This window comes from Phreatobacter aquaticus (assembly GCF_005160265.1).
GTDB lineage: Bacteria > Pseudomonadota > Alphaproteobacteria > Rhizobiales > Phreatobacteraceae > Phreatobacter > Phreatobacter aquaticus.
Genome location: NZ_CP039865.1, coordinates 1242105 through 1261342, shown reverse-complemented (window position 1 = coordinate 1261342; position 19238 = coordinate 1242105). Strand labels below are relative to the sequence as shown.

General features: G+C 66.8%; 24 protein-coding genes. 9 read left to right on the top strand and 15 right to left on the bottom strand.

All coding sequences use genetic code 11. From position 1 onward, the window contains the following. Positions 1–40 precede the first annotated feature (40 nt). Both infC and E8L99_RS05870 read right to left on the bottom strand, forming a co-directional pair. Positions 41–568, bottom strand: a complete 528-nt coding sequence (infC, locus tag E8L99_RS05875; protein ID WP_137098667.1) for a translation initiation factor IF-3 — start codon at positions 566–568, stop codon at positions 41–43. Between the two features lie 171 nt (positions 569–739). Continuing rightward, complete coding sequence (locus E8L99_RS05870) at positions 740–1912, bottom strand: glycosyltransferase (protein WP_137098666.1); 1173 nt, start codon at positions 1910–1912, stop codon at positions 740–742. A 64-nt stretch (positions 1913–1976) separates the two neighbouring features. Between E8L99_RS05870 and E8L99_RS05865 the strand changes: the two genes are divergently transcribed. Genes E8L99_RS05865 through E8L99_RS24130 form a run of 3 tightly spaced genes read left to right on the top strand, consistent with a single transcriptional unit; the run spans position 1977 to position 4397 of the window. Next, entirely contained in the window at positions 1977–2750 is a 774-nt protein-coding gene (locus E8L99_RS05865) for an alpha/beta hydrolase (protein WP_137098665.1), read from the top strand. A gap of 31 nt (positions 2751–2781) precedes the next feature. Next, positions 2782–3369: a helix-turn-helix domain-containing protein gene (locus E8L99_RS05860; RefSeq protein ID WP_137098664.1), complete on the top strand. Its 588-nt coding sequence runs from the start codon at positions 2782–2784 to the stop codon at positions 3367–3369. Next, positions 3366–4397: a GNAT family N-acetyltransferase gene (locus tag E8L99_RS24130; RefSeq protein WP_391527478.1), complete on the top strand. Its 1032-nt coding sequence runs from the start codon at positions 3366–3368 to the stop codon at positions 4395–4397. The genes E8L99_RS05860 and E8L99_RS24130 overlap by 4 nt, the downstream gene beginning before the upstream one ends. 4 nt (positions 4398–4401) lie before the next feature. Here E8L99_RS24130 and E8L99_RS05845 read toward each other — a convergent pair whose 3' ends face one another. From E8L99_RS05845 to E8L99_RS05825, 5 genes are all read right to left on the bottom strand, one after another. Then, complete coding sequence (locus E8L99_RS05845) at positions 4402–5148, bottom strand: M48 family metallopeptidase (RefSeq protein ID WP_137098663.1); 747 nt, start codon at positions 5146–5148, stop codon at positions 4402–4404. Positions 5149–5210: 62 nt separating this feature from the next. Further along, positions 5211–6566: a polyhydroxyalkanoate depolymerase gene (locus E8L99_RS05840; protein ID WP_137098662.1), complete on the bottom strand. Its 1356-nt coding sequence runs from the start codon at positions 6564–6566 to the stop codon at positions 5211–5213. Positions 6567–6796: 230 nt separating this feature from the next. Further along, entirely contained in the window at positions 6797–7594 is a 798-nt protein-coding gene (locus tag E8L99_RS05835; RefSeq protein ID WP_252511272.1) for an ABC transporter permease, read from the bottom strand. Then, complete coding sequence (locus E8L99_RS05830) at positions 7591–8253, bottom strand: phosphoribosylanthranilate isomerase (RefSeq protein ID WP_137098661.1); 663 nt, start codon at positions 8251–8253, stop codon at positions 7591–7593. Before E8L99_RS05830 ends, E8L99_RS05835 begins: the two co-directional genes overlap by 4 nt. Beyond that, positions 8250–8993 carry an ABC transporter ATP-binding protein gene (locus E8L99_RS05825; RefSeq protein ID WP_137098660.1) on the bottom strand — a complete coding sequence of 248 codons (744 nt, stop codon included), beginning with the start codon at positions 8991–8993 and terminating at the stop codon, positions 8250–8252. Before E8L99_RS05825 ends, E8L99_RS05830 begins: the two co-directional genes overlap by 4 nt. A 147-nt stretch (positions 8994–9140) precedes the next feature. On the opposite strand from E8L99_RS05825, the gene E8L99_RS05820 reads away from it, so the two are divergent. Together E8L99_RS05820 and E8L99_RS05815 are read left to right on the top strand one after the other, a co-directional pair. After that, a complete protein-coding gene (locus tag E8L99_RS05820; RefSeq protein ID WP_137098659.1) occupies positions 9141–10082 on the top strand; it encodes a ribokinase in 942 nt (313 codons plus the stop codon). Further along, entirely contained in the window at positions 10079–10861 is a 783-nt protein-coding gene (locus E8L99_RS05815) for an HpcH/HpaI aldolase family protein (protein ID WP_137098658.1), read from the top strand. Before E8L99_RS05820 ends, E8L99_RS05815 begins: the two co-directional genes overlap by 4 nt. Position 10862: 1 nt before the next feature. Here the strand turns inward: E8L99_RS05815 and E8L99_RS05810 are convergent, their stop codons facing one another. Both E8L99_RS05810 and gnd read right to left on the bottom strand, forming a co-directional pair. Continuing rightward, a complete protein-coding gene (locus E8L99_RS05810; protein WP_252511271.1) occupies positions 10863–11378 on the bottom strand; it encodes a gluconokinase in 516 nt (171 codons plus the stop codon). Next, entirely contained in the window at positions 11375–12358 is a 984-nt protein-coding gene (gene gnd, locus E8L99_RS05805) for a phosphogluconate dehydrogenase (NAD(+)-dependent, decarboxylating) (protein WP_137101977.1), read from the bottom strand. Before gnd ends, E8L99_RS05810 begins: the two co-directional genes overlap by 4 nt. 131 nt (positions 12359–12489) lie before the next feature. On the opposite strand from gnd, the gene E8L99_RS05800 reads away from it, so the two are divergent. Further along, positions 12490–13491, top strand: a complete 1002-nt coding sequence (locus E8L99_RS05800; protein WP_137098657.1) for an adenosine kinase — start codon at positions 12490–12492, stop codon at positions 13489–13491. Between the two features lie 34 nt (positions 13492–13525). Here the strand turns inward: E8L99_RS05800 and E8L99_RS05795 are convergent, their stop codons facing one another. Genes E8L99_RS05795 through hisB form a run of 6 tightly spaced genes read right to left on the bottom strand, consistent with a single transcriptional unit; the run spans position 13526 to position 17439 of the window. Next, positions 13526–14149, bottom strand: a complete 624-nt coding sequence (locus E8L99_RS05795; protein WP_137098656.1) for a LysE family translocator — start codon at positions 14147–14149, stop codon at positions 13526–13528. 7 nt (positions 14150–14156) lie between these two features. Then, positions 14157–14945: an imidazole glycerol phosphate synthase subunit HisF gene (gene hisF, locus E8L99_RS05790; protein ID WP_137098655.1), complete on the bottom strand. Its 789-nt coding sequence runs from the start codon at positions 14943–14945 to the stop codon at positions 14157–14159. Further along, on the bottom strand, positions 14942–15682 hold the full coding sequence (hisA, locus tag E8L99_RS05785; RefSeq protein WP_137098654.1) for a 1-(5-phosphoribosyl)-5-[(5-phosphoribosylamino)methylideneamino]imidazole-4-carboxamide isomerase: 741 nt from the start codon (positions 15680–15682) through the stop codon (positions 14942–14944). Before hisA ends, hisF begins: the two co-directional genes overlap by 4 nt. Before the next feature lie 10 nt (positions 15683–15692). Then, on the bottom strand, positions 15693–16343 hold the full coding sequence (gene hisH / locus E8L99_RS05780; RefSeq protein WP_137098653.1) for an imidazole glycerol phosphate synthase subunit HisH: 651 nt from the start codon (positions 16341–16343) through the stop codon (positions 15693–15695). Then, positions 16340–16852, bottom strand: a complete 513-nt coding sequence (locus tag E8L99_RS05775; RefSeq protein ID WP_137098652.1) for a DUF2628 domain-containing protein — start codon at positions 16850–16852, stop codon at positions 16340–16342. The genes hisH and E8L99_RS05775 overlap by 4 nt, the downstream gene beginning before the upstream one ends. Continuing rightward, entirely contained in the window at positions 16852–17439 is a 588-nt protein-coding gene (gene hisB / locus E8L99_RS05770; protein ID WP_137098651.1) for an imidazoleglycerol-phosphate dehydratase HisB, read from the bottom strand. Before hisB ends, E8L99_RS05775 begins: the two co-directional genes overlap by 1 nt. Positions 17440–17570: 131 nt before the next feature. Here hisB and E8L99_RS05765 point away from each other — a divergent pair, with 131 nt between their 5' ends. From E8L99_RS05765 to E8L99_RS05755, 3 genes are all read left to right on the top strand, one after another. After that, complete coding sequence (locus tag E8L99_RS05765) at positions 17571–17921, top strand: MmcQ/YjbR family DNA-binding protein (RefSeq protein ID WP_137098650.1); 351 nt, start codon at positions 17571–17573, stop codon at positions 17919–17921. 63 nt (positions 17922–17984) lie between these two features. After that, the gene (gene hslV, locus E8L99_RS05760; RefSeq protein ID WP_137098649.1) at positions 17985–18542 is read left to right on the top strand and encodes an ATP-dependent protease subunit HslV; all 558 of its coding nucleotides are present in this window, start codon (positions 17985–17987) and stop codon (positions 18540–18542) included. A gap of 25 nt (positions 18543–18567) precedes the next feature. After that, a complete protein-coding gene (locus E8L99_RS05755; protein ID WP_391527486.1) occupies positions 18568–19176 on the top strand; it encodes a DUF2585 domain-containing protein in 609 nt (202 codons plus the stop codon). Positions 19177–19238 lie beyond the last annotated feature (62 nt).

Below are 19238 nucleotides of genomic sequence, written 5' to 3'. Positions count from 1 at the left end.
TTGTGAGAATGCAGAGATCAGCTGAAATCGCCGCGCGCGGTCATTTCGGCGCGAGGATCATGATCATCTGCCGGCCCTCGAGCCGGGATTCCTGTTCCACCTTGGCGATGGCCAGCGTGTCGACCTTGACCCGGTCCAGAACCTTGATGCCGAGGTCGATATGAGCCATTTCGCGGCCCCGGAAGCGCAGGGTCACCTTGACCTTGTCGCCCTCCTCGAAGAAGCGCTTCATCGACTTCATCTTGGTATCGTAGTCGTGGTCGTCGATACCGGGACGAAGCTTGATCTCCTTGACCTGAACCGTCTTCTGGTTCCGGCGGGCTTCGGCAGCCTTCTTCTGTTCCTGGAAGTTGAACTTGCCGTAGTCCATGATCTTGCAGACCGGCGGCACGGCGTTCGGCGCCACCTCCACCAGGTCGAGGCCAGCTTCGATCGCGCTCTGCAGCGCGTCGCGCGTCTGCACGATGCCGCGGTTCTCGCCTTCGGCGTCGATCAGCTGCACCTCGCGGATGCGGATCATCTCGTTGATGCGGGGGCCGTCCCGCTCGACGGGCGCGGCGCTTCTCATAGGTCTGCGAATGGGGGCATCTCCTCTGCCGTTTCATTGCTCTTCCGGATCGACGGTATACCAGCGTTTGTCCACAAGGACACGCGCGAACCGACGGCAATCCGGAAAGTGCGGAAGATCGGGAGAAACGCTCGGGAAGTCAATGGTTCAGATCGTGTTTTGGCTGATACCTTAGTGTCCGGACGTGACAAGGAGCGATCCATAGGCCCTGAGCACGTCATCCTGCATGCGCGGAACGGTAAAACGCGCGGCATGGCGGCGGGCACGGGCCGAAAGGCCGGCTCTCTCCTCGGCGCCCAGCGACAGGGCGGCCGACAGGCCCTCTGCCAGCGGGACGGCGTCGCCCGGCGCGACAAGCAAGCCGGTGGTCCGGTCGGCCGGCGCCTCGGGCATTGTCCTCAGGACGTCCGGCACCGCCCCGATCCGGCTGCCAATCGTCACGGCCCCGGCCGCGATCGACTGGAGGGCCTGGAGGGCGATGGATTGCGGCTCGAGGGGCGAGACGACTGACAGGTCGGCGGCGGCCAGGGCCACCGGGCCCGGCGCATCGACAATGCGCACCAGCGCGCCGACGCCCTGGGCCGCTATGCGGGCTTCGAGCTCCGCGCGATCCGGCCCTTCACCGTCCGGGACGATGGCGAAGACGACGCCGGACAATCCGCCATTGACCAGCAGCCTGACGGCATCGATCAGCACGATCTGACCCTGATCCGGCGTGAAGGGCCCCCACTGCACCACGAGCCGATAGCCCGGTTGCGCACCAGCGGCGAGCCGGAAGGCCGACATCGCCGCATCGGTGACCTTGTCCCGATCGAAGGCGCCAAGCGACAGGCCGGGTGACACGACGCGCAGAGCGGCATTGCGAACATTGTGGTGGGACTGAAGGCGAAGCGCGAGCTCGGTCGAGGGCACCAGGACGGCGTCGCCGCGCAGCTGAGCCCGGCCAAGCCAGGTCGCCGGCTCGTTCTCCAGGCTGACGACGAGGCGGCGGCGGCTGAGGCGGGTTGCCGCCCAGGCGGTCCAAGCGGGCCGTTCGCCCCTGACATGAACGATATCGACGGCCTCGCGGTCGATATGCGCGCTCAGGCTGATGACATTGGCGATCATCCGCACGGGATTGGCGGTTTCCACGGGCAGCGGAATCCATTCGCCGCCGGCCGCCTGCGCCTCGCCGAGCAACTCGCCCTTCTCGGCCACCACCAGCGCGCGCCCACCGGCATCGGAGATGGCGACCACCGTTGCGATCGTCAGCCGGGCGCGGCGCCCCTCATCCAGGCTCGGCACCACCAGAAGCACGGTGCGGCCGTCCAGGCTGAGGTCGTCGGAGAGGCCCGCGTGCTGCATCACTCTTTCCCGGGGGTTTCACCTGCGGCTAGATGATCCGTCGAATCGCTTAAGGGACAGTGTGATGACGAGCCCGCCCGATCCGCAATTCCTGACCATCGGCAGCGGCGCCACCGCGCGCCGCATCGCCTATCGGCGCGTCGAGGGCCGCGGCCCAACCATCGTCTGGCTTGGCGGCTTCAAGTCGGACATGAAGGGCACAAAGGCCGAGGCGCTGTCGGAGTTCGCGATGCGGACCGGTCGCTCCTTCCTGCGCTTCGACTATTCCGGCCATGGCGAATCCGAAGGCGCGTTCGAGGAGGGCACGATCAGCCGGTGGGCCGAAGAGGCGCTCGCCATGATCGCGACCGCAGGCGAGGCGCCCGTGCTGGTCGGCTCTTCGATGGGCGGCTGGGTGTCGCTGCTGGCCGCCCGCGCGATGCCGGCCAAGCCCCATGGCATGGTGCTGATCGCGCCGGCGCCGGATTTCACCGAAGCGCTGATGTGGGCGAACTTCCCCGATGCGGTGAAGCAGGAAATCGAAACCACAGGGCGCTGGGTCCGGCCCTCCGCCTATGACGAGGGCGGCTATCCGATCACCCGCGCGCTGATCGAGGATGGCCGGCGCAATCTGGTACTGGATGGCCTGGTGGAGACCGGATGTCCGGTTCACATCCTGCAGGGCATGCTCGATCCCGACGTGCCCTGGCAGCATGCCATGCGGCTCGCCGAGACCATTGCCCGCGACGATGTGGTGGTGACGCTCATCAAGGATGGCGACCATCGCCTGTCGCGGGACGAGGACATTGCCAGGCTGATCGAGGCTGTCGCGCAGATGGCGGATCGGCCAGCCCCTTGATTCTCTTATATGAGAATAGTAGTCTCATTTTATGGAAGAAGCCGCCGAACTTGATTCCGTCGTTGCCGGCCGCGTGCGTCAGTTGCGCGCCGCCAAGGGACTGACCCTCGACCAGCTCGCGGCCCTGTCCGGGGTGTCGCGCGCCATGATCTCAAGGATCGAGCGGGCCGAGACCAGCGCGACCGCCGTTCTGCTGGTCAAGCTTGGGTCGGCCCTGGGGGTGACGCTGAGCGCCTTGTTCGAGCCGCCGGGCGCAAAGCACGAGGTCGTCCGCCGCGCCGCCGAGAGCCCGACGCGGGTGGACCCGGAGACCGGCTATCGCCGCCGCAATGTGGCGCCGCACAGCGAATCCGGCACGGAAATCGTCGATGTCGTGATGCCGGCTGGCGCGCGCGTTGCCTATGACAACCTCACCGCCATGCCGGTGGAGCAGTTCGTCTGGGTTTTCGACGGTATTTTAACCTTCACCACCGATGATGCGACAACCGAACTCGGACCCGGCGATTGCCGGGTGATGCGCCTCGACGGCCCGCTCGTCTTTCATAATCGCACCGAGACGCCGGTCCGCTATGCCGTGATTCTGGTTCCGCATACGCCTGCACCAGGACTTCGCCGATGATCCTTGTCGAACGCCTCGACGCCGACGCCGCGCGCCGGCATGTCCCCGGTCTCGCCGCAGTGCTCGCCGATTGCGTTGCCAATGGCGCTTCCGTCAGCTTCATGAACCCCTTTGGCCAAGCGGATGCCGAGGCCTTCTTCCGCGGCGTCGCCGACAAGGTGGCGACAGGCGAGACGATCCTGGTCGCGGCCTTCGACGGCGACAGGCTGATCGGCACGGCGCAGCTCGGGCTGGATATGCCGCCGAACCAGCCGCATCGCGCCGACGTGCGCAAGATGCTGGTCCATTCGGCCGGCCGCCGCAAAGGCGCGGCCGGCGCCATGCTCGCTCGCCTCGAGGACGAGGCGCACGCCATCGGCCGCACGCTTCTGGTGCTCGATACGGCGAGCGACGAAGCGCGGCGCGTCTATGAGCGCGGCGGCTGGAGCCGCTGTGGCTTCATCGCCGACTATGCCTTGCTGCCCGATGGCGGCTTCTGCGACACGATCATCTATGCGAAACAGCTTGAGGATAAGCCCGTTCAGACATTGCAGGCTCCGGCCATCCGGGACGCCCATATCGGCGACCTCCCCGGCATTCTCGCCGTCGTCAACGAGGCGATCCTGACCTCCACGGCGCTTTGGACCGACCAGCAGGAAGACCTGGCGACGCGCGAGGCCTGGTGGCGCCAGCGCATCGCCGACGGCAATCCGGTCCTGGTGGCCATCGAGGATGGCGAGGTCACAGGCTTTGGGTCCTATATCCAGTTCCGCGCCTGGGACGGCTATCGCAACGCGGTCGAGCACTCGGTCTATGTGCGGGCGGATCGCCGGGGCAGCGGGATCGGGGCGGCGCTGGTCGACGCGCTGATCGCCCGGGCCAAGGCCGCCGGCAAGCATGTGATCATCGGCGGCATCGACGGCACCAACAAGGCGTCGCTGAAACTGCATCGCCGGGCCGGCTTCATCGAGGTGGGGCGGATGCCGGAAGTAGGCGTCAAGTTCGGCCGCCGGCTGGACCTGGTGCTGGTGCAGAAGCAGCTCGGCTGAGCCGTCAGGCCTCGTAGCGGTGCAATTGCGCACCATGGGCGCGCAGCCAGGCCTTGGCTGCCTCCAGATGCGGGCAGATATCCTTGACGATGCGCCAGAACCGCGCCGAATGGTTCATCTCGCGCAGATGCGCCACCTCGTGAGCGGCGAGATAGTCGAGCACGAAGGGCGGCGCCAGAATGAGCCGCCAGGAATAGCTGATCGCGCCGGTGGATGAGGCCGAGCCCCAGCGGCTGGCCTGGTCGCGGAGCGTCACCCGCGTCACCTGCACACCGAGTTCAGCCGCATAGCGGCGTGTCGCCGCCTCGAGGTCGCTCTTCGCCTCCCGGCGCAGGAAGTCGCGCACGCGCCTTGCCGTGAAGGCGGGATCGCCGGCGACATGGATCTCCGGGCCGGTCTCCGTCTCCTCGACCCAGACTGTGCCGCGCTTGTCGGTGCGATGAACGACGCGGTGCGGCACGCCGCGCAGGGGCAGGATCGTGTCCGGGCCGAGAACGGTTGCCTCGGGGATGCGGGCAAGACGCACGGCCAGCCAGCCGCCATGACGCTCGGCAAAGGTCACGGCATCGGAGAATTTGGCCCGCGCCGGCATGGTGAGCACGGCATCGCGGCTCGCCGAGCGGACCCGCAGCGTGAAGCGGCGCGCCTGCGCCATCCGCCGGACCGCGACGGAATAGTCCACGCCCTCGTGGCGGACCGCGATGGTGTCCGGCTCGGGCTCGCGCTGGAACAGGCGGCGGATGATCGACATGCGCCAAGTCTAGCCGAGTCGGCGGCGCTCACGCCACCGACTCGGACCCTGTGCGAGGCCGCTCAGCTCTTGTCGGGACCGTGCGCCGCTGACGCCTTGCCCGCACCGCCGCGCACCATCTTGACCACATTGGTCTTGGCGGGCGCCGCCTTGACTGGCTCGGTGCCCTTCACTCCCTTGGCCTTGCGATAGGCATGGGTGCGCATGAAATCCATCACGCGCGGCGCGATCTCGGCGCGGAACCGCGAGCCGTTGAACACGCCGTAATGACCAACCGTCGGCTGCAGGTAGTGGACGCGCATGTCGTCGGGGATCGAGGTTGCGAGACCATGGGCGGCCAGCGTCTGGCCGCCGCCGGTAATGTCGTCGTTCTCGCCTTCCACCGTCATCAGTGCGACGCGGCGGATCTTGGTCGGGTCCACAGGCTTGCCGCGGTGCTGCATGATGCCGAGCGGCAGGTGATGCTCGACGAACACCTTCTCGATGGTCTGCATGTAGAACTCGGCGCTGAGGTCCATGACGGCCAGATATTCGTCATAGAACTCGCGGTGCTTCTGCGCGCCGTCGCCATCGCCCTTCACCAGGTTGCGGAACAGTTCGCGATGGGCGTCGACATGGCGATCAAGGTTCATCGACATGAAGCCGTTGATCTGAAGGAAGCCCGGATAGACCGGCCGCATCGTGCCCGGATGCGGGAACGGCACGGTGGTGAGCACATTGCGGCGGAACCAGTCGGTGCCGCGCTCCTGGGCGAGCTTGTTGACCGCCGTCGGATTGGAGCGGGTGTCGATCGGCCCGCCCATCAGGGTCAGCGTGGTCGGCACATAGGGATCGTCCTCGGCCTCCATGCGGGCGACCGCCATGAACACCGGAACAGACGGCTGGCAGACCGCCATCACATGGGTGTCGGGGCCGAGCACATGCAGCATCGAGATGATGTAGTCGACATAATCGTCGAGATCGAAGGTGCCATCCGACATCGGCACCATGCGGGCGTCGATCCAATCGGTGATGAACACCTCGTGGCTCGGCAGGAAGGCTTCCACCGTGCCGCGCAGCAGCGTGGCGTAATGGCCCGATATCGGCGCGACGATCAGCACCTTGGGGTCAGGCTTGTGGTTGCGCGGCAAGGCGCGCTGGAAATGGAGGAGATTGCAGAACGGGCGCTGCCAGACGACGCGCTCGGTGACCGCAACGCGCTCGCCGCCGACAAGCGCCGTCGGCAGGTTGAACGCCGGCTTGCCATAGCGCCGGGTCGTGCGCTCGAACAATTCGCAGGCCGCAGCCATCTGCTTGCCGAAGGGCGTGTGGCTGAACGGATTGATCGGGTTCGCCAAGGCGATCTTGGTGGCATCGGCCATGGCCCGATAGGGCGACAGCATGGCGTGGGTCGCCTCGTACCAGTGATAAAGCGGCACTACAGGCCTCCGGGAAAGAGGATGAGATGGACCGCCCGGGTCCCGGATCGCAGCATGATCATGCCGGCGACGATGGGATGGACTGAGCCCAGCCTCGAATTGCTGCACTGCGCCATTTTGTAATCTGCCTGACACAAGTCAGGCAATCAGACCGCTCTGAAGAAGCGATTAATTTTAGGATGATCGTAAATACACGTAGTTTCATCGCTGGGGCCAGCGAGAACGGCTGATCACTCGCCGCTGGAGAGCAGCGAGCCAGCGGCGCGCGCGCTGTTGAGCAGCCGCACGAAGGCCCAGGAGGCAACCACGAACCAGATCACATTGAGGCCGGCCGCTGCGGCCAGCAGGTCGGTGCGCAGCACGCCCTCCGCGAGCACGGCGCGCATGCCCTCGAACACATAGGTCGGCGGCAAGGCCAGGGCGAAGGGCTTCAACCAGACCGGCAGGGCGGATAGCGGGTAATAGACGCAGCAGAGCGGCCAGAACACGAACATGATCGTCCAGGCGAGGCTCTCCGCGCCCAGCCCGTGGCGCAGGATGAGCCCGGCAACGACCAGGCCGACCGCCCAGCCGGTGATCACCAGCAGGGCGAAGAAGGCGACAAGGCCAATGCCGAGGCCGGCCAGATCGAAGCCGAAGAAGGCGACCGCCAGGATGGTTGTCGGCAGCAGGCCGACGAACAGGCGCGCCAGGCTCATGATCATCAAGGCGGCGACAAATTCCATCGGCCTCAGCGGGCTCATCAGGAGGTTGCCGAGATTGCGCGACCAGATCTCCTCCAGGAACGACATGGAGAAGCCGATCTGGCCCCGAAACAGCACCTCCCAGAGCAGCAGCCCGGAGACCAGCGCGCCGCCGACGAACAAGGTCCGGTTGGACGAGGCATTGGCGTAGTTCTGCAGGAAGCCCCAGGTCATCAGGTTGAGCATCGGCCAGTAGACGAGCTCCAGCAGCCGCGGCCAGGACGAGGCGAGGAGATAGACGTAACGCAGGCAGAGAGCCGCGACGCGGCCGAACGAAAAGGTCACGACGCCTCCCTCACCGCGCGCATGAACGCCGCGAGCTTGGCGGGATCGAGGTGGCCATCGGTGCGGAGCCCCGAGCAGAGGTCGAGGCCGAAAGGCTTCACCCGCTGGATCGCTTCCGCCGCATTGTCCGGATTGAGCCCGCCCGCAAGAAAGACCGGCCGGCCCGAGCGCCGGACGAATTCGGCGCTGACATCCCAGTCATGGGTCCGCCCCGTGCCGCCGAGTTCGCGCATCGTGCCGCCGGGCTTGCCGGAATCGAGCAGGAATGCATCCACATGGGCCTCATAGACCGGGATCATGTCGAGCGCTTCGATGCCCTGGACATGGATCACCTGGACGCGCCGGATCGCAGGCATGAGAGCGGCCATGGCGACATGTTCCGCCGGATCGATATGGTCGACGATCTGCACCGTGGAGGTCGCGCAGGCCGCCACATGCGCGGCGATATCCGGTGCCCTGGAGAAGGATGTCAGCAGGAAGGTCGAGACCGCCGGCGGCACCGATGGCACGACGGTGCGGATCACCTCGTCGCTGACAATGCCCGGCCCGGACGGCATGGCCGCCACGAAGCCAAGCGCATCCGCGCCGGCTGCAACCGCCAGCCGGGCTTCCTCAGCCGACGAAATGCAGCAGATCTTGACGCGCACCCGCGATCTCATGACACCGCCTCCCGCCGCCCGCGGGCGACGTCGAGAAACACCTCTTCGAGGTTGGTACGGCCATAACGGGCAATCAGTTCGCCGGGCGCGCCATCGCCTTCGATCTGGCCCTTCTTCAGAATGATGACCCGGTCGCAGAGCCGTTCCACCTCGGCCATGTTGTGGGATGCGAGCAGAATGGTGGCGCCGCGCCTTGCGCGGTAGCGCTCCAGATGGCTGCGCACCCAATCGGCGGTATCCGGATCGAGGGAGGCCGTCGGTTCGTCGAGCAGCATGACCTCGGGATCGTTGATCAGCGCCTTGGCGAGCGCGACCCGGGTCTTCTGACCGGCGGAGAGCTTGCCCGAAGCGCGGTCCAGCAGATCGGTCAGTTCGAGGGCCTCGGCCAACTCGGTGATCCGCGCCTTCAGGCCCTCGACGCCATAAAGCCGGCCGAACACGGTCAGGTTCTGTCGCACCGTCAGCCGATGCGGCATGTCGACATAGGGGCTCTCGAAATTCATCCGGCGCAGCACGTCGTAACGACGGCTGACCATATCGACGCCAAGCACCCGCACCGCGCCGGAGGTCGGAAGCACCAGCCCCATGATCATGCCGATCGTGGTCGACTTGCCGGCGCCGTTGCCGCCGAGCAGGGCCGTCGTCGAGCCGCGCGCAATGGCAAAGGACAGGCCCGCGACAGCGCGGACCTCGCCATAGGTCTTGACCAGATTATCGGCCTCGATCGCGGGGGACGTCATGCCCGTTCCTTGATCCGGTTCGCGCGCGAGGGCAAATGAAAAGCGTTGATCGCGACAATCGATCCTGCAGGACCGTCCTGCCGCCGCCTGCCTTGACCTCGTTGGCCGTGCAGGCCAGCGTGACGGCCCGTCTCCTGCCCACGCGTCATGATCGTCGTCTTCGGTTCCCTCAATATCGACCTTGTCTGCCGTGTGCAGCGCCTGCCGGCCGCAGGCGAGACCGTGCTCGCGCCGGATTACGGCGCCGTGCCCGGCGGCAAGGGTGCGAACCAGGCCCTCGCCGCGCGCCGGGCAGGTGCCGATGTGGTGATGGTCGGCGCCGTGGGCACGGATGGTTTCGCCGACCTCGCCCTTGAAGCTCTGGTCGCCGATGGCGTTGATCTCACCCGCGTGGCCCGTGTCGATGGCCCGACGGGGGCCGCCTTCATCGCGGTGGATGCGCGGGGCCAGAACCAGATCATCGTGGCGGCCGGCGCCAACGGCCGGGCCAGCGCGGAAGGCCTGGAGGGTCTGGCGATCGGTCCGGACGATTGGCTGATGTTGCAATGGGAAGTCCCTGAAACTGAAATTCTCAAGGCTGCGCGCTGGGCCAGGGCCGCGGGCGCCCGGGTCATGCTGAACCGCGCTCCGGCGGGACCGGTCAGCCATGAGCTGATCGCGCTGGTCGATGCCGTTGTCGTCAACGAACACGAGGTGATGGCGCTCGGCGAAAGCCTCGTCCCCGAAGCCGGCGATCCCGATTCAGTCGCTGCTGCCCTGTCCGAGCGCTACGGACTGATGGCAGTGGTCACCCTTGGGGCTGCCGGCGCGCTGGCCTGGGACCGGGGCATTCGCCACGATGCTCCCTCGCTGGAGGTCGACGTGGTGGACACCACCGCCGCGGGCGATACGTTCTGCGGCGCGCTGGCCGCCGCTTTCGACCGTTCGCGCGGCGTCGAGACGGCCCTCGATTTCGCCTGCGCCGCCGGATCGCTCGCCTGTACGCAGTTTGGCGCGCAGCCGAGCGTGCCCCATCGCGCCCTCATCGAACAGAAGGCGGCCGAATTGTCGGTCCGCCGCAATCCCGACTCCCGGAGAATACCGACATGACCCGCAACCGCCTGAAACAGCGCGCCCGCGCCGGCGAACCGATCCTCGGCGCCTGGGTGTTTTCCGGCTCGCCGGCGATCTGCGAGATCTATGCGCTGGCGGGCTATGACATGGTGCTGATCGATGCCGAGCACACACCGATCGACATGGCGGAAACGCTTGCCTGCGTGCGGGCTGTGGAAGCGGGCGGGGGCGATGCCATGGTGCGCGTGCCGAGCCACGATTACGGCATGTTCAAGCGCATGCTGGATGCCGGCATCCACTCGCTGATGGTGCCGATGATCGACACGGTGGAGCAGGCGAAGACCATCATCTCGTCCTGCCTCTATCCGCCCCATGGCCGGCGCGGCTATGCGGCTTCCGTTGCCCGCTCGGGCCTCTACGGCTTCGACGAGGACTATATCCAGACCGCCCATGAGGACACGTTCCTGGCGCTTCAGGTGGAAAGCGACCTGTCGTCGCGCAATGCCGCGGCGATCGCGGCGCTGCCGGGCGCCGACTGCCTGTTCATCGGCGCCAACGATCTCGCGGGATCGATGGGCAAGCTCGGCCAGGTCAGCGATCCCGAGGTGCTGGCGAGCGTCGACCGCGCCGCGGCTTCGACCCTTGCCGCCGGCAAGGTGCTCGGCACGATCCCGATCCCCGGCCGCGATGCCTCGACGCTTGCCGCGATGGGCTATGGCATCGTGGTGGGCGAATGCGACATCGCCACCATCAAGGCCGGCGCGCTGGCCGATATCGCCCAGCACAAGGCAAAGTTCCCCGGTCGCCGGCGCTGAGCTAGCGCAGCTGCGCGAGGATCCGGCGGGCGATATCCGCCGGTTGCGACTCGATCGGAATGGTCACGGCCGGCTCGTCGGGCGCCGGCGGCTCCAGGGTCGCGAACTGGCTCTGCAACAGACTCGGCGGCATGAAATGGTTCTTGCGCGCCTTCATGCGCGCATCGATCAGCTCATAGGTGCCGTCGAGATGCGCGAACAGGACGCGCCCGCCGGCTTTCAGGCGGTCGCGATAGGCTCGCTTCAGGGCCGAGCAGGCGACAACCACATGGCCGCCTGACGTTTCAAGCTCAGCGACATGCGCTGCAATGGCATCAAGCCAGGGCCAGCGATCGGCATCGGTCAGGGGCGCGCCGGAACTCATCTTCTCGACATTGGCGGGCGGATGGAAGGCGTCACCGTCCCTGAAGTCCCAGCCGAGCTCGCCGGCCAGCAGGGCGCCGACCGTCGATTTGCCGCAGCCGGACACGCCCATGACGATGATTGCGGTGGGATGACTGCCGTTCGCCGCGCTCATCCCTTGGTCTTCGCTTCCTGGTGGCCGCCGAAGCCCTTGCGCATGGCGGAGAGGATCTTTTCCGCGAAGGTGTGGTCCTGGCGCGAGCGGAACCGGGTGTAGAGCGCCGAAGTCAGCACTTCGGCGGGCGTCGCCTGTTCGATCGCCGCCTCGACGGTCCAGCGGCCCTCGCCGGAATCGTCGACCCGGCCGGTGAATTCACCGAGATCGCCGTCCTCTGCGAGCGCTTCGGCCGTGAGATCCAGCAGCCAGGAGGTGACCACGGAGCCACGGCGCCAGACCTCCGAAATGTCGGCGAGATCGAGATCGAAGCGCTGCTCGGCAGGCAGGCGGCCTGAGTTGGCATTGCGGAGAATATCAAAGCCTTCGGCAAAGGCCTGCATCATCCCGTATTCGATGCCGTTGTGGATCATCTTGACGTAATGGCCCGCGCCGTTCGGGCCGCAATGGAGATAACCCTGCTCGGCGGTCGAAACGCGGTCCTCGCGATGGCGCGTCTCGGGGATATCGCCGCGGCCGGGCGCCAGCGCTGCAAAGATCGGCTCCAGCCGCTGGAAGGCGGTGATATCGCCGCCGATCATCAGGCAATAACCACGCTCGAGGCCCCAGACACCGCCGGACGTGCCGACATCGAGATAGGTGAGACCCTTTTCCCGCAGGCTTGCCGCGCGGCGGATGTCGTCCTTCCAGAACGTATTGCCGCCGTCGATGATCGTGTCGCCGGGCGACAGCAGTCCCGCCAGTTCGGCAATGGCGCCTTCGGTTGCCGCACCGGCGGGCAGCATGACCCAGACGGCGCGCGGGGCGGCCAGCGCCTCGACCAGGGCCTTGAGTCCCGAGCAATCGCGGGCGCCCTCGGCGGCGAGCGCCTGACCCGGCGCAGGATTGGCGTCATGAACGGCGCAGTCATGTCCCGCCCGCATCAGCCGGCGGACGATGTTCGCCCCCATCCGGCCAAGTCCAACCATGCCGAGCTGCATCGGCGCCTCCCCGATCTTTTCACCCTTTCCCCCGAAGCAACCGAGATCGGCGGCGATGTCAACCGCAACGCCCACGTTGCTCCTCCGCCCTCCAGCGTGTAGACGCCCCTCGACCCTTTCGGAGAAGCGCCATGTCCCAGCCCCGCTACGATGTCGCCGGCATCGGCAATGCCATCGTCGATGTTCTCGCCCGCACCGATGACGACGTGCTCGCCCGCCTCGATGTGCCGAAGGGCGCGATGATGCTGATCGACGAGCCGCGTGCCGAGACGATCTACGAGGCGATGGCGCAGACCGTCGAGATGTCCGGCGGCTCGGCCGCCAACACGATCGTCGGCTGCGGCATGCTGGGCCTTTCCGGCGCCTTCATCGGCAAGGTGAAGCAGGACCAGCTCGGCCATTCCTTCGGCCACGGCATGAATGCCGCTGGTGTGCATTTCCCGACGGCGCGGGCGACGACCGGCCCGGCCACCGCCCGCTCGTTCATCCTGGTGACGCCGGACGGCGAGCGCACGATGAACACCTATCTGGGCGCGGCCCAGATGCTGTCGCCGGAAGACGTGGATGCCGAGACCATCGCCGCGTCGGGCGTGACCTATCTCGAAGGCTATCTCTGGGACCCGCCGGCCGCGAAGGAAGCCTTCCTGAAGGCTGCCACCATCGCCCATGACGCCAAGCGTCATGTGGCGCTGAGCCTGTCGGACGCCTTCTGCGTCGACCGCTATCGCGACGAATTCCTGTCGCTGATCCGCGAGAAGGTGGTCGATATCGTGTTTGCCAACGAGGGCGAGCTGAAGTCGCTCTATCAGACCGCCGATTTCGCCACCGCGCTCGATGCGCTGAGGGCCGATGCGCGCCTTGCCATCGTCACCCGCGGCGAGGAGGGCGCTCTGGCGGTCGAAGGCACCACCATGGTCCAGGCCCCAGCCTTCCCGGTGGACAAGGTGGTGGACACGACGGGTGCGGGCGACCTGTTCGCCGCTGGCTTTCTTGCAGGCTTTGCCCGCAAGCTCGGGCACGAGACCTCGCTCAGGCTCGGCGCGCTCTGCGCGGCCGAAGTGATCAGCCATATGGGCGCCAGGCCCGAGGCCAACCTCAAGGCGCTGGCCGCCGAGAACGGCATCGTGCTCTGACAACTGACAACAGGCGGCTCGCCGAGCGGGCCGCCTAGCGCTCCCAGATCATCTTCCCGCCATAGGCGACCATGATGGCGCCGGTGCCGATGCCCAGCGCGCGGCCGACCGGGCCGGGACTGCGCGCGATCGGCAGCTTGCGTAGCGCGAGACCGAAGACGCCGTAATAGAGCGTCGACATGGCGACCATGATGCCGACGCCGGCAAGGCCGATGGCCAGCGGCTGTTCGGCCAGATGGGTCACCGCGAAGAGCGATGACACGAAGACCAGCGATTTCGGATTGCCGAGCGCCGTCGCAAGACCGGTGAAGAAGGCGCGGCGCGGACCCAGGGCCTCGGCCTCGACACGGCGGGTCTCGGCGGGCGGGCTGATGTTCTGACGCATGATCTTCAGCCCCATCCAGGCGAGATAGGCGCCGCCGACGAGCTTCACCGCCAGGGCTGCGGCCGGAAACAGCTCGAACAGCCAGAACAGTCCGAACAGGCCCGCGAAGCCCCAGCACAGCGTTCCGAGCAGGATGGCAATCGCACTCGCGACCATCGAGCGCGTCGGCGACGACAGGCCGACGGCCGTGAACAGGATCATGTTGGGTCCGGGCGTCAGCACCGCAATCAGCCAGAGGCCGGCCAAGGCCAGCAGCGTGTCGGCCGGATTCATGGTGCGACTATCCCTCAATCCCGTCCATGCGGACGGGAAGACCTGCGGCCCGCATGTGGCGCTTCACCTGAGGAATGGTGAAGGTGCCGAAATGGAAGACCGAGGCGGCAAGAACGCCGGTCGCGCCGCCCTTGGCGATGCCGTCGACGAAATGGTCGAGCGCGCCGACGCCGCCCGAGGCAATCACCGGCACCGGGACTGCATCGGACACGGCGCGGGTGAGCGCCAGGTCGAAGCCCGATTTGGTGCCGTCGCGATCCATAGAGGTCAGCAGGATCTCGCCGGCCCCGAGATCGACGACCTCGCGGGCATAGGCGACGGCATCGATGCCGGTGGGCTTCCGGCCACCATGGGTGAAGATCTCCCAGCGCGGCGTCTCGCCCGGGGCCGAGACCTGCTTCGCATCGATGGCAACCACGATGCACTGGTCGCCGAACTTGTCGGCGGCGCGGCCGACAAAGGCGCGGTCATTGACGGCTGCCGTGTTGATCGAGACCTTGTCGGCGCCGGAGACCAGCAGCGCGCGGATGTCCTCCACCGTGCGCACGCCGCCGCCGACGGTGAGCGGCATGAAGCAGGCTTCTGCGGTGCGGGTCACCACGTCGAACATGGTGCGCCGGTCGTCGGACGAGGCGGTGATGTCGAGGAAGGTCAATTCGTCGGCGCCGGCCGCATCATAGGCCTTGGCGGCCTCGACGGGGTCGCCGGCATCGATCAGGTCGACGAATTGCACGCCCTTGACGACGCGGCCGTCCTTGACGTCGAGGCAGGGGATGACGCGGATCTTGAAGGTCATGCGGCTGCCCTCGCGGCGCGCACCATGGTCAGCGCCTCGGTCGGATCGAGCCTGCCATCATAGAGCGCCTTGCCGGTGATGGCGCCTTCGAGCTTGGCGGCGCGGGGCGAGACGAGTTCGCGAACGTCATCGAGGGAGGCAAGGCCGCCGGACGCGATGACCGGGATCGAGACCGCATCGGCCAGCGCGATCGTGCCGTCCCAGTCGACGCCCATCAGCATGCCGTCGCGGGCGATGTTGGTATAGACGATGGCGGCGACGCCAGCGTCCTCGAAGCGGCGGGCGAGGTCGGCCGCATGCAATGTCGAGGTCTCGGCCCAGCCTTCGACCGCGACCCAGCCGTCGCGGGCATCGATCCCGACGGCGACCTGACCCGGAAAGGCCTTCGCTGCGGTTTTCACGAGATCCGGGTCGCGCACGGCGGCCGTGCCGATGATGACGCGGGTGACGCCCTTCGACAGCCAGCCTTCGACGGTTGCGAGATTGCGGATGCCGCCACCGAGCTGGACCGGGAACGCTGTCGCCTTGCGGATCGCCTCGACCGCCTGGGCATTGACCGGTTTGCCGGCAAAGGCGCCGTCGAGGTCGACGACATGGAGATAGTCGAAGCCCTGGGTCTCGAAGGATCGCGCCTGGGCTGCGGGGTCGTCGGAATAGACGGTGGCCTGGGCCATGTCGCCCTGCTTCAGGCGCACGCAGCGGCCGTCCTTCAGGTCGATGGCGGGGAACAGTCTCATCGGAAGTCTCTCACGGCCGCCATTCCAGAAAATTGCCGATCAGCGTCAGGCCGAGCTTCTGGCTCTTCTCGGGGTGAAACTGGGTGCCCACCATCGTGTCGCGGGCGATCATGGCTGTGACCGGCCCGCCATAATCGGCCTCCGCCAGGATCACGTCATCTGCGGTGGCGGTCAGGTGGTAGGAATGGACGAAATAGGCGTGCAGCCCGTCCTGTCCGGTCGGGATGCCGGCAAGAACCGGATGCGCGCGGCGCACGTTCAGCGTGTTCCAGCCCATATGCGGGATCTTCAGATTGGCGCCGGTCGGCCGGATCAGGTCGATATCGCCCGGCACCCAGCCAAGGCCGGAGGTCACATCCTTTTCCAGTCCCCGGCCTGCCATCAGCTGGGTTCCGACGCAGATGCCGAGGAAGGGGCGGCCACGGCCGCGCACGGCTTCGGTCATCGCTTCCACCATGCCGGGCACGCCGACCAGGCCGCGTTTGCAATCGGCGAAGGCGCCGACACCCGGCAGCACGATGCGATCGGCCTTGCGGACGAGATCGGGATCGGCGGTGACGAGGACCGGCACGTTGAGCCCGCGTTCGCGCGCCATCCGCTCGAAGGCCTTCTGGGCGGAATGGAGGTTGCCCGAGCCGTAATCGACGATGGCAACGCTCACGATGCGCCTCGCGCCCGGGGCTCGGCCTCCGGGAACAGGCCGATAATGCCCGACCCGGCGACGGGCGCCGCATAGGGCGCGGCCATGGGCGGGCCGCCAAAGCTTGCCGGCAGGGGCGCCATGGCCGAAGCGCGCTCGGCGAAATAGCGCCGCTCGGCGGCAGCCTGCGTCTCGGCGACAACCACCGCCTGCTCCATATAGCCCCTGCGGGCGAGCGAGCGGCGGCGCAGCTGCGGCGCTTCCAGTCCGACCAGCAGGCTGAGCAGGACCGCGATGCCGAGCGAGGCCATCGGCGCCAGGCCGAGGGCCGCCAGCCCCACCGCTACGGCGGCGAAGAGCAGGATGTAGACGAAGGCCGTCAGCCACATGAAATGCCAGAGGAAGTAGACCGAGGGCAGCAGGAAGGCTGACCAGTGGAAACGATCTGCGACGAACTGGATCGCGGTATCCGGGTCACGGCCAGGCCGCGGGGGCGGCAGATGGACGGTGAAGGCGATGGGTTTCGCCATCACAGAACGCCCTTGGTCGAGGGAATCTCAGTGGCGCGCCGGGGATCGATGGCGAAGGCCGCCCTCAGCGCGCGCGCCAGACCCTTGAAGCAGCTCTCGGCGATGTGGTGGGCATTGTCGCCATAAAGCGTCTCGACATGCAGGGTGATGCCGGAATTCATCGCGAAGGCCTGGAAGAACTCGCGGACAAGCTCGGTGTCGAAGGTGCCGATCTTGTGGCGCGCGAATTCGGTGCGGAAGACCAGGAACGGCCGGCCCGACACATCGAGAGCAACGCGGGTCAGCGTCTCGTCCATCGGCAGATGGACATCGGCATAGCGGGTGATGCCCTTCATGTCGCCGAGTGCCTGGCGCACCGCCTGGCCCAGCGCGATGCCGACATCCTCCACCGTGTGGTGGTCGTCGATGTGGAGGTCGCCCTTCGCCTTGACGGTGAGGTCGATCATGCCGTGGCGGGCGATCTGGTCGAGCATATGGTCGAAGAAGCCGACACCCGTCGACACCTCGGCCTTGCCGGAACCATCGAGATCGACGGAAACGGAAATATCCGTCTCCTTGGTGGTGCGGGTCACCGAACCCTTGCGCATGGCCATCTCCACGGGGATTGCCCGGTCTTCTAACAGTGCGGGCTCGCCATGAAAACCCGATGGTTCGGAGATGGTTGAAGGCGGGGCACGGCACCCTCATTGTGACGGCACGATCGGAGTGGAGACGGCGCATGGGAATTGATGGTGACGACGCTCTTCGCGTGGCACTCGCCCTGCCCGAGGCCGAGGCGGCCCCGCACTTCGACCGGACCGCCGTGCGGGTCAGGAAGGGGCGCATCTTCGCGACGCTCGCAGCCGACCGGCTGAGCATGAACGTGAAGCTGACACCGGACGAGCAGACGCTCTATGTAGAGGCAATCGGTGGCGCACTGGAACCGGTCGCCAATGCCTGGGGCCGGCAGGGCTGGACCACCATGACCCTCGCCTTGATTGACGAGACGACGGCAAGGGCTGTTCTCACGACCGCCTGGCGCGGAGCGGCGCCCCCGAAGGTCAGAACCACGCTGTCAACGGGTGACTGAGCGCCAAGACTTGCCTTGGGCGGCATTCAGCCTACATCTCGGGGATCGCATCCCGAGGTTTCCATGTCCGCTTCATCCGACAATGCCTTTCCCGGCTGGCACGCAACGACGATCTGCTCGGTTCGCAAGAACGGTCAGGTGGTGATCGGCGGCGACGGCCAGGTGAGCCTTGGCCAGACCGTCATCAAGGCCAATGCGCGCAAGGTGCGCCGGCTTGCCAAGGGCGACGTGATCGCGGGCTTTGCGGGCGCGACCGCCGATGCCTTCACGCTGTTCGAACGGCTGGAGGCAAAGCTCGAGCAATATCCGGGGCAGCTGACCCGCGCGGCTGTCGAGCTTGCCAAGGACTGGCGCACCGACCGCTATCTGAGGCGGCTGGAAGCCATGATGATTGTCGCCGACAAGGAGGTCTCGCTGATCCTCACCGGCACCGGCGACGTGCTAGAGCCGGAAAGCGGCATTGCCGCGATCGGATCGGGGGGCAATTACGCGCTGGCCGCCGCCCGCGCGCTCGCCGATACCGACCTCGACGCCGAGGCGATCGTCCGCAAGGCGATGAAGATCGCCGGCGAGATCTGCGTCTATACCAACAGCAATGTGGTGATCGAGAGCATCGGCTGATCCGGTGACGAGCCCCTTCCAGCCGATCGCCCCGACCTTTGGTTCCACCGCGCCCGCGCCCGGCACCGCCGGAGGCTTCCCCGCCCGCATCGCCCTGCCGCTGATCCTTCTGGCGCTGGCCGCCCAGGCCGGCATCCTCTACGCCATGGGCCGCGTGCCGATCTGCGCCTGCGGCACGGTGAAGCTCTGGCACGGCGTGGTGATGAGTTCGGAGAACTCGCAGCACCTGATGGACTGGTACACGTTCTCGCACGTGGTCCACGGCTTCCTGTTCTACGTCCTTCTGAAACTCGTCCTGCCACGCTCGTCGGTCTGGCTGAGGCTTCTGCTGGCCGTGCTGGTGGAAGGCGCCTGGGAGATCGCCGAGAACACGCCGATGATCATCGAGCGCTACCGCGCCGGCACGATCTCGCTCGACTATTTCGGCGACAGCATCGTCAATTCGCTGGCCGACACAGCCGCCATGATGGCGGGTTTCGTGGTGGCGCGGCTGGCGCCGGTCTGGCTGACGGTCCTGCTGGCGCTCGGCATGGAAATCGGCCTGGCGATCGTCATCCGTGACAATCTCACGCTCAATATCATCATGCTGATTCACCCCGTCGATGCCATCCGCCAGTGGCAATCGGGCGCTTGATCGGCGGCCGACTATCGCCACATGACAGCTACGTTCCGTCCTCTTCCCAGCCTTCCCAGTTC

What these genes read in the sequence shown, in the direction of transcription:
- E8L99_RS05795 (WP_137098656.1), bottom strand. Translation starts at nt 14,149, where the DNA reads ATGAATCCGGCCGACACGCTGCTGGCCTTGGCCGGCCTCTGGCTGATT.
- hisA (WP_137098654.1), bottom strand. Translation starts at nt 15,682, where the DNA reads ATGAGACTGTTCCCCGCCATCGACCTGAAGGACGGCCGCTGCGTGCGC.
- E8L99_RS05860 (WP_137098664.1), top strand. Translation starts at nt 2,782, where the DNA reads ATGGAAGAAGCCGCCGAACTTGATTCCGTCGTTGCCGGCCGCGTGCGT.
- E8L99_RS05845 (WP_137098663.1), bottom strand. Translation starts at nt 5,148, where the DNA reads ATGTCGATCATCCGCCGCCTGTTCCAGCGCGAGCCCGAGCCGGACACC.
- gnd (WP_137101977.1), bottom strand. Translation starts at nt 12,358, where the DNA reads ATGCAGCTCGGCATGGTTGGACTTGGCCGGATGGGGGCGAACATCGTC.
- infC (WP_137098667.1), bottom strand. Translation starts at nt 568, where the DNA reads ATGAGAAGCGCCGCGCCCGTCGAGCGGGACGGCCCCCGCATCAACGAG.
- E8L99_RS05810 (WP_252511271.1), bottom strand. Translation starts at nt 11,378, where the DNA reads ATGAGCGCGGCGAACGGCAGTCATCCCACCGCAATCATCGTCATGGGC.
- E8L99_RS05775 (WP_137098652.1), bottom strand. Translation starts at nt 16,852, where the DNA reads ATGGCGAAACCCATCGCCTTCACCGTCCATCTGCCGCCCCCGCGGCCT.
- E8L99_RS05825 (WP_137098660.1), bottom strand. Translation starts at nt 8,993, where the DNA reads ATGACGTCCCCCGCGATCGAGGCCGATAATCTGGTCAAGACCTATGGC.
- E8L99_RS05815 (WP_137098658.1), top strand. Translation starts at nt 10,079, where the DNA reads ATGACCCGCAACCGCCTGAAACAGCGCGCCCGCGCCGGCGAACCGATC.
- hisB (WP_137098651.1), bottom strand. Translation starts at nt 17,439, where the DNA reads ATGCGCAAGGGTTCGGTGACCCGCACCACCAAGGAGACGGATATTTCC.
- E8L99_RS05830 (WP_137098661.1), bottom strand. Translation starts at nt 8,253, where the DNA reads ATGAGATCGCGGGTGCGCGTCAAGATCTGCTGCATTTCGTCGGCTGAG.
- E8L99_RS24130 (WP_391527478.1), top strand. Translation starts at nt 3,366, where the DNA reads ATGATCCTTGTCGAACGCCTCGACGCCGACGCCGCGCGCCGGCATGTC.
- E8L99_RS05820 (WP_137098659.1), top strand. Translation starts at nt 9,141, where the DNA reads ATGATCGTCGTCTTCGGTTCCCTCAATATCGACCTTGTCTGCCGTGTG.
- hisF (WP_137098655.1), bottom strand. Translation starts at nt 14,945, where the DNA reads ATGACCTTCAAGATCCGCGTCATCCCCTGCCTCGACGTCAAGGACGGC.
- E8L99_RS05765 (WP_137098650.1), top strand. Translation starts at nt 17,571, where the DNA reads ATGGGAATTGATGGTGACGACGCTCTTCGCGTGGCACTCGCCCTGCCC.
- hslV (WP_137098649.1), top strand. Translation starts at nt 17,985, where the DNA reads ATGTCCGCTTCATCCGACAATGCCTTTCCCGGCTGGCACGCAACGACG.
- E8L99_RS05800 (WP_137098657.1), top strand. Translation starts at nt 12,490, where the DNA reads ATGTCCCAGCCCCGCTACGATGTCGCCGGCATCGGCAATGCCATCGTC.
- E8L99_RS05870 (WP_137098666.1), bottom strand. Translation starts at nt 1,912, where the DNA reads ATGCAGCACGCGGGCCTCTCCGACGACCTCAGCCTGGACGGCCGCACC.
- E8L99_RS05865 (WP_137098665.1), top strand. Translation starts at nt 1,977, where the DNA reads ATGACGAGCCCGCCCGATCCGCAATTCCTGACCATCGGCAGCGGCGCC.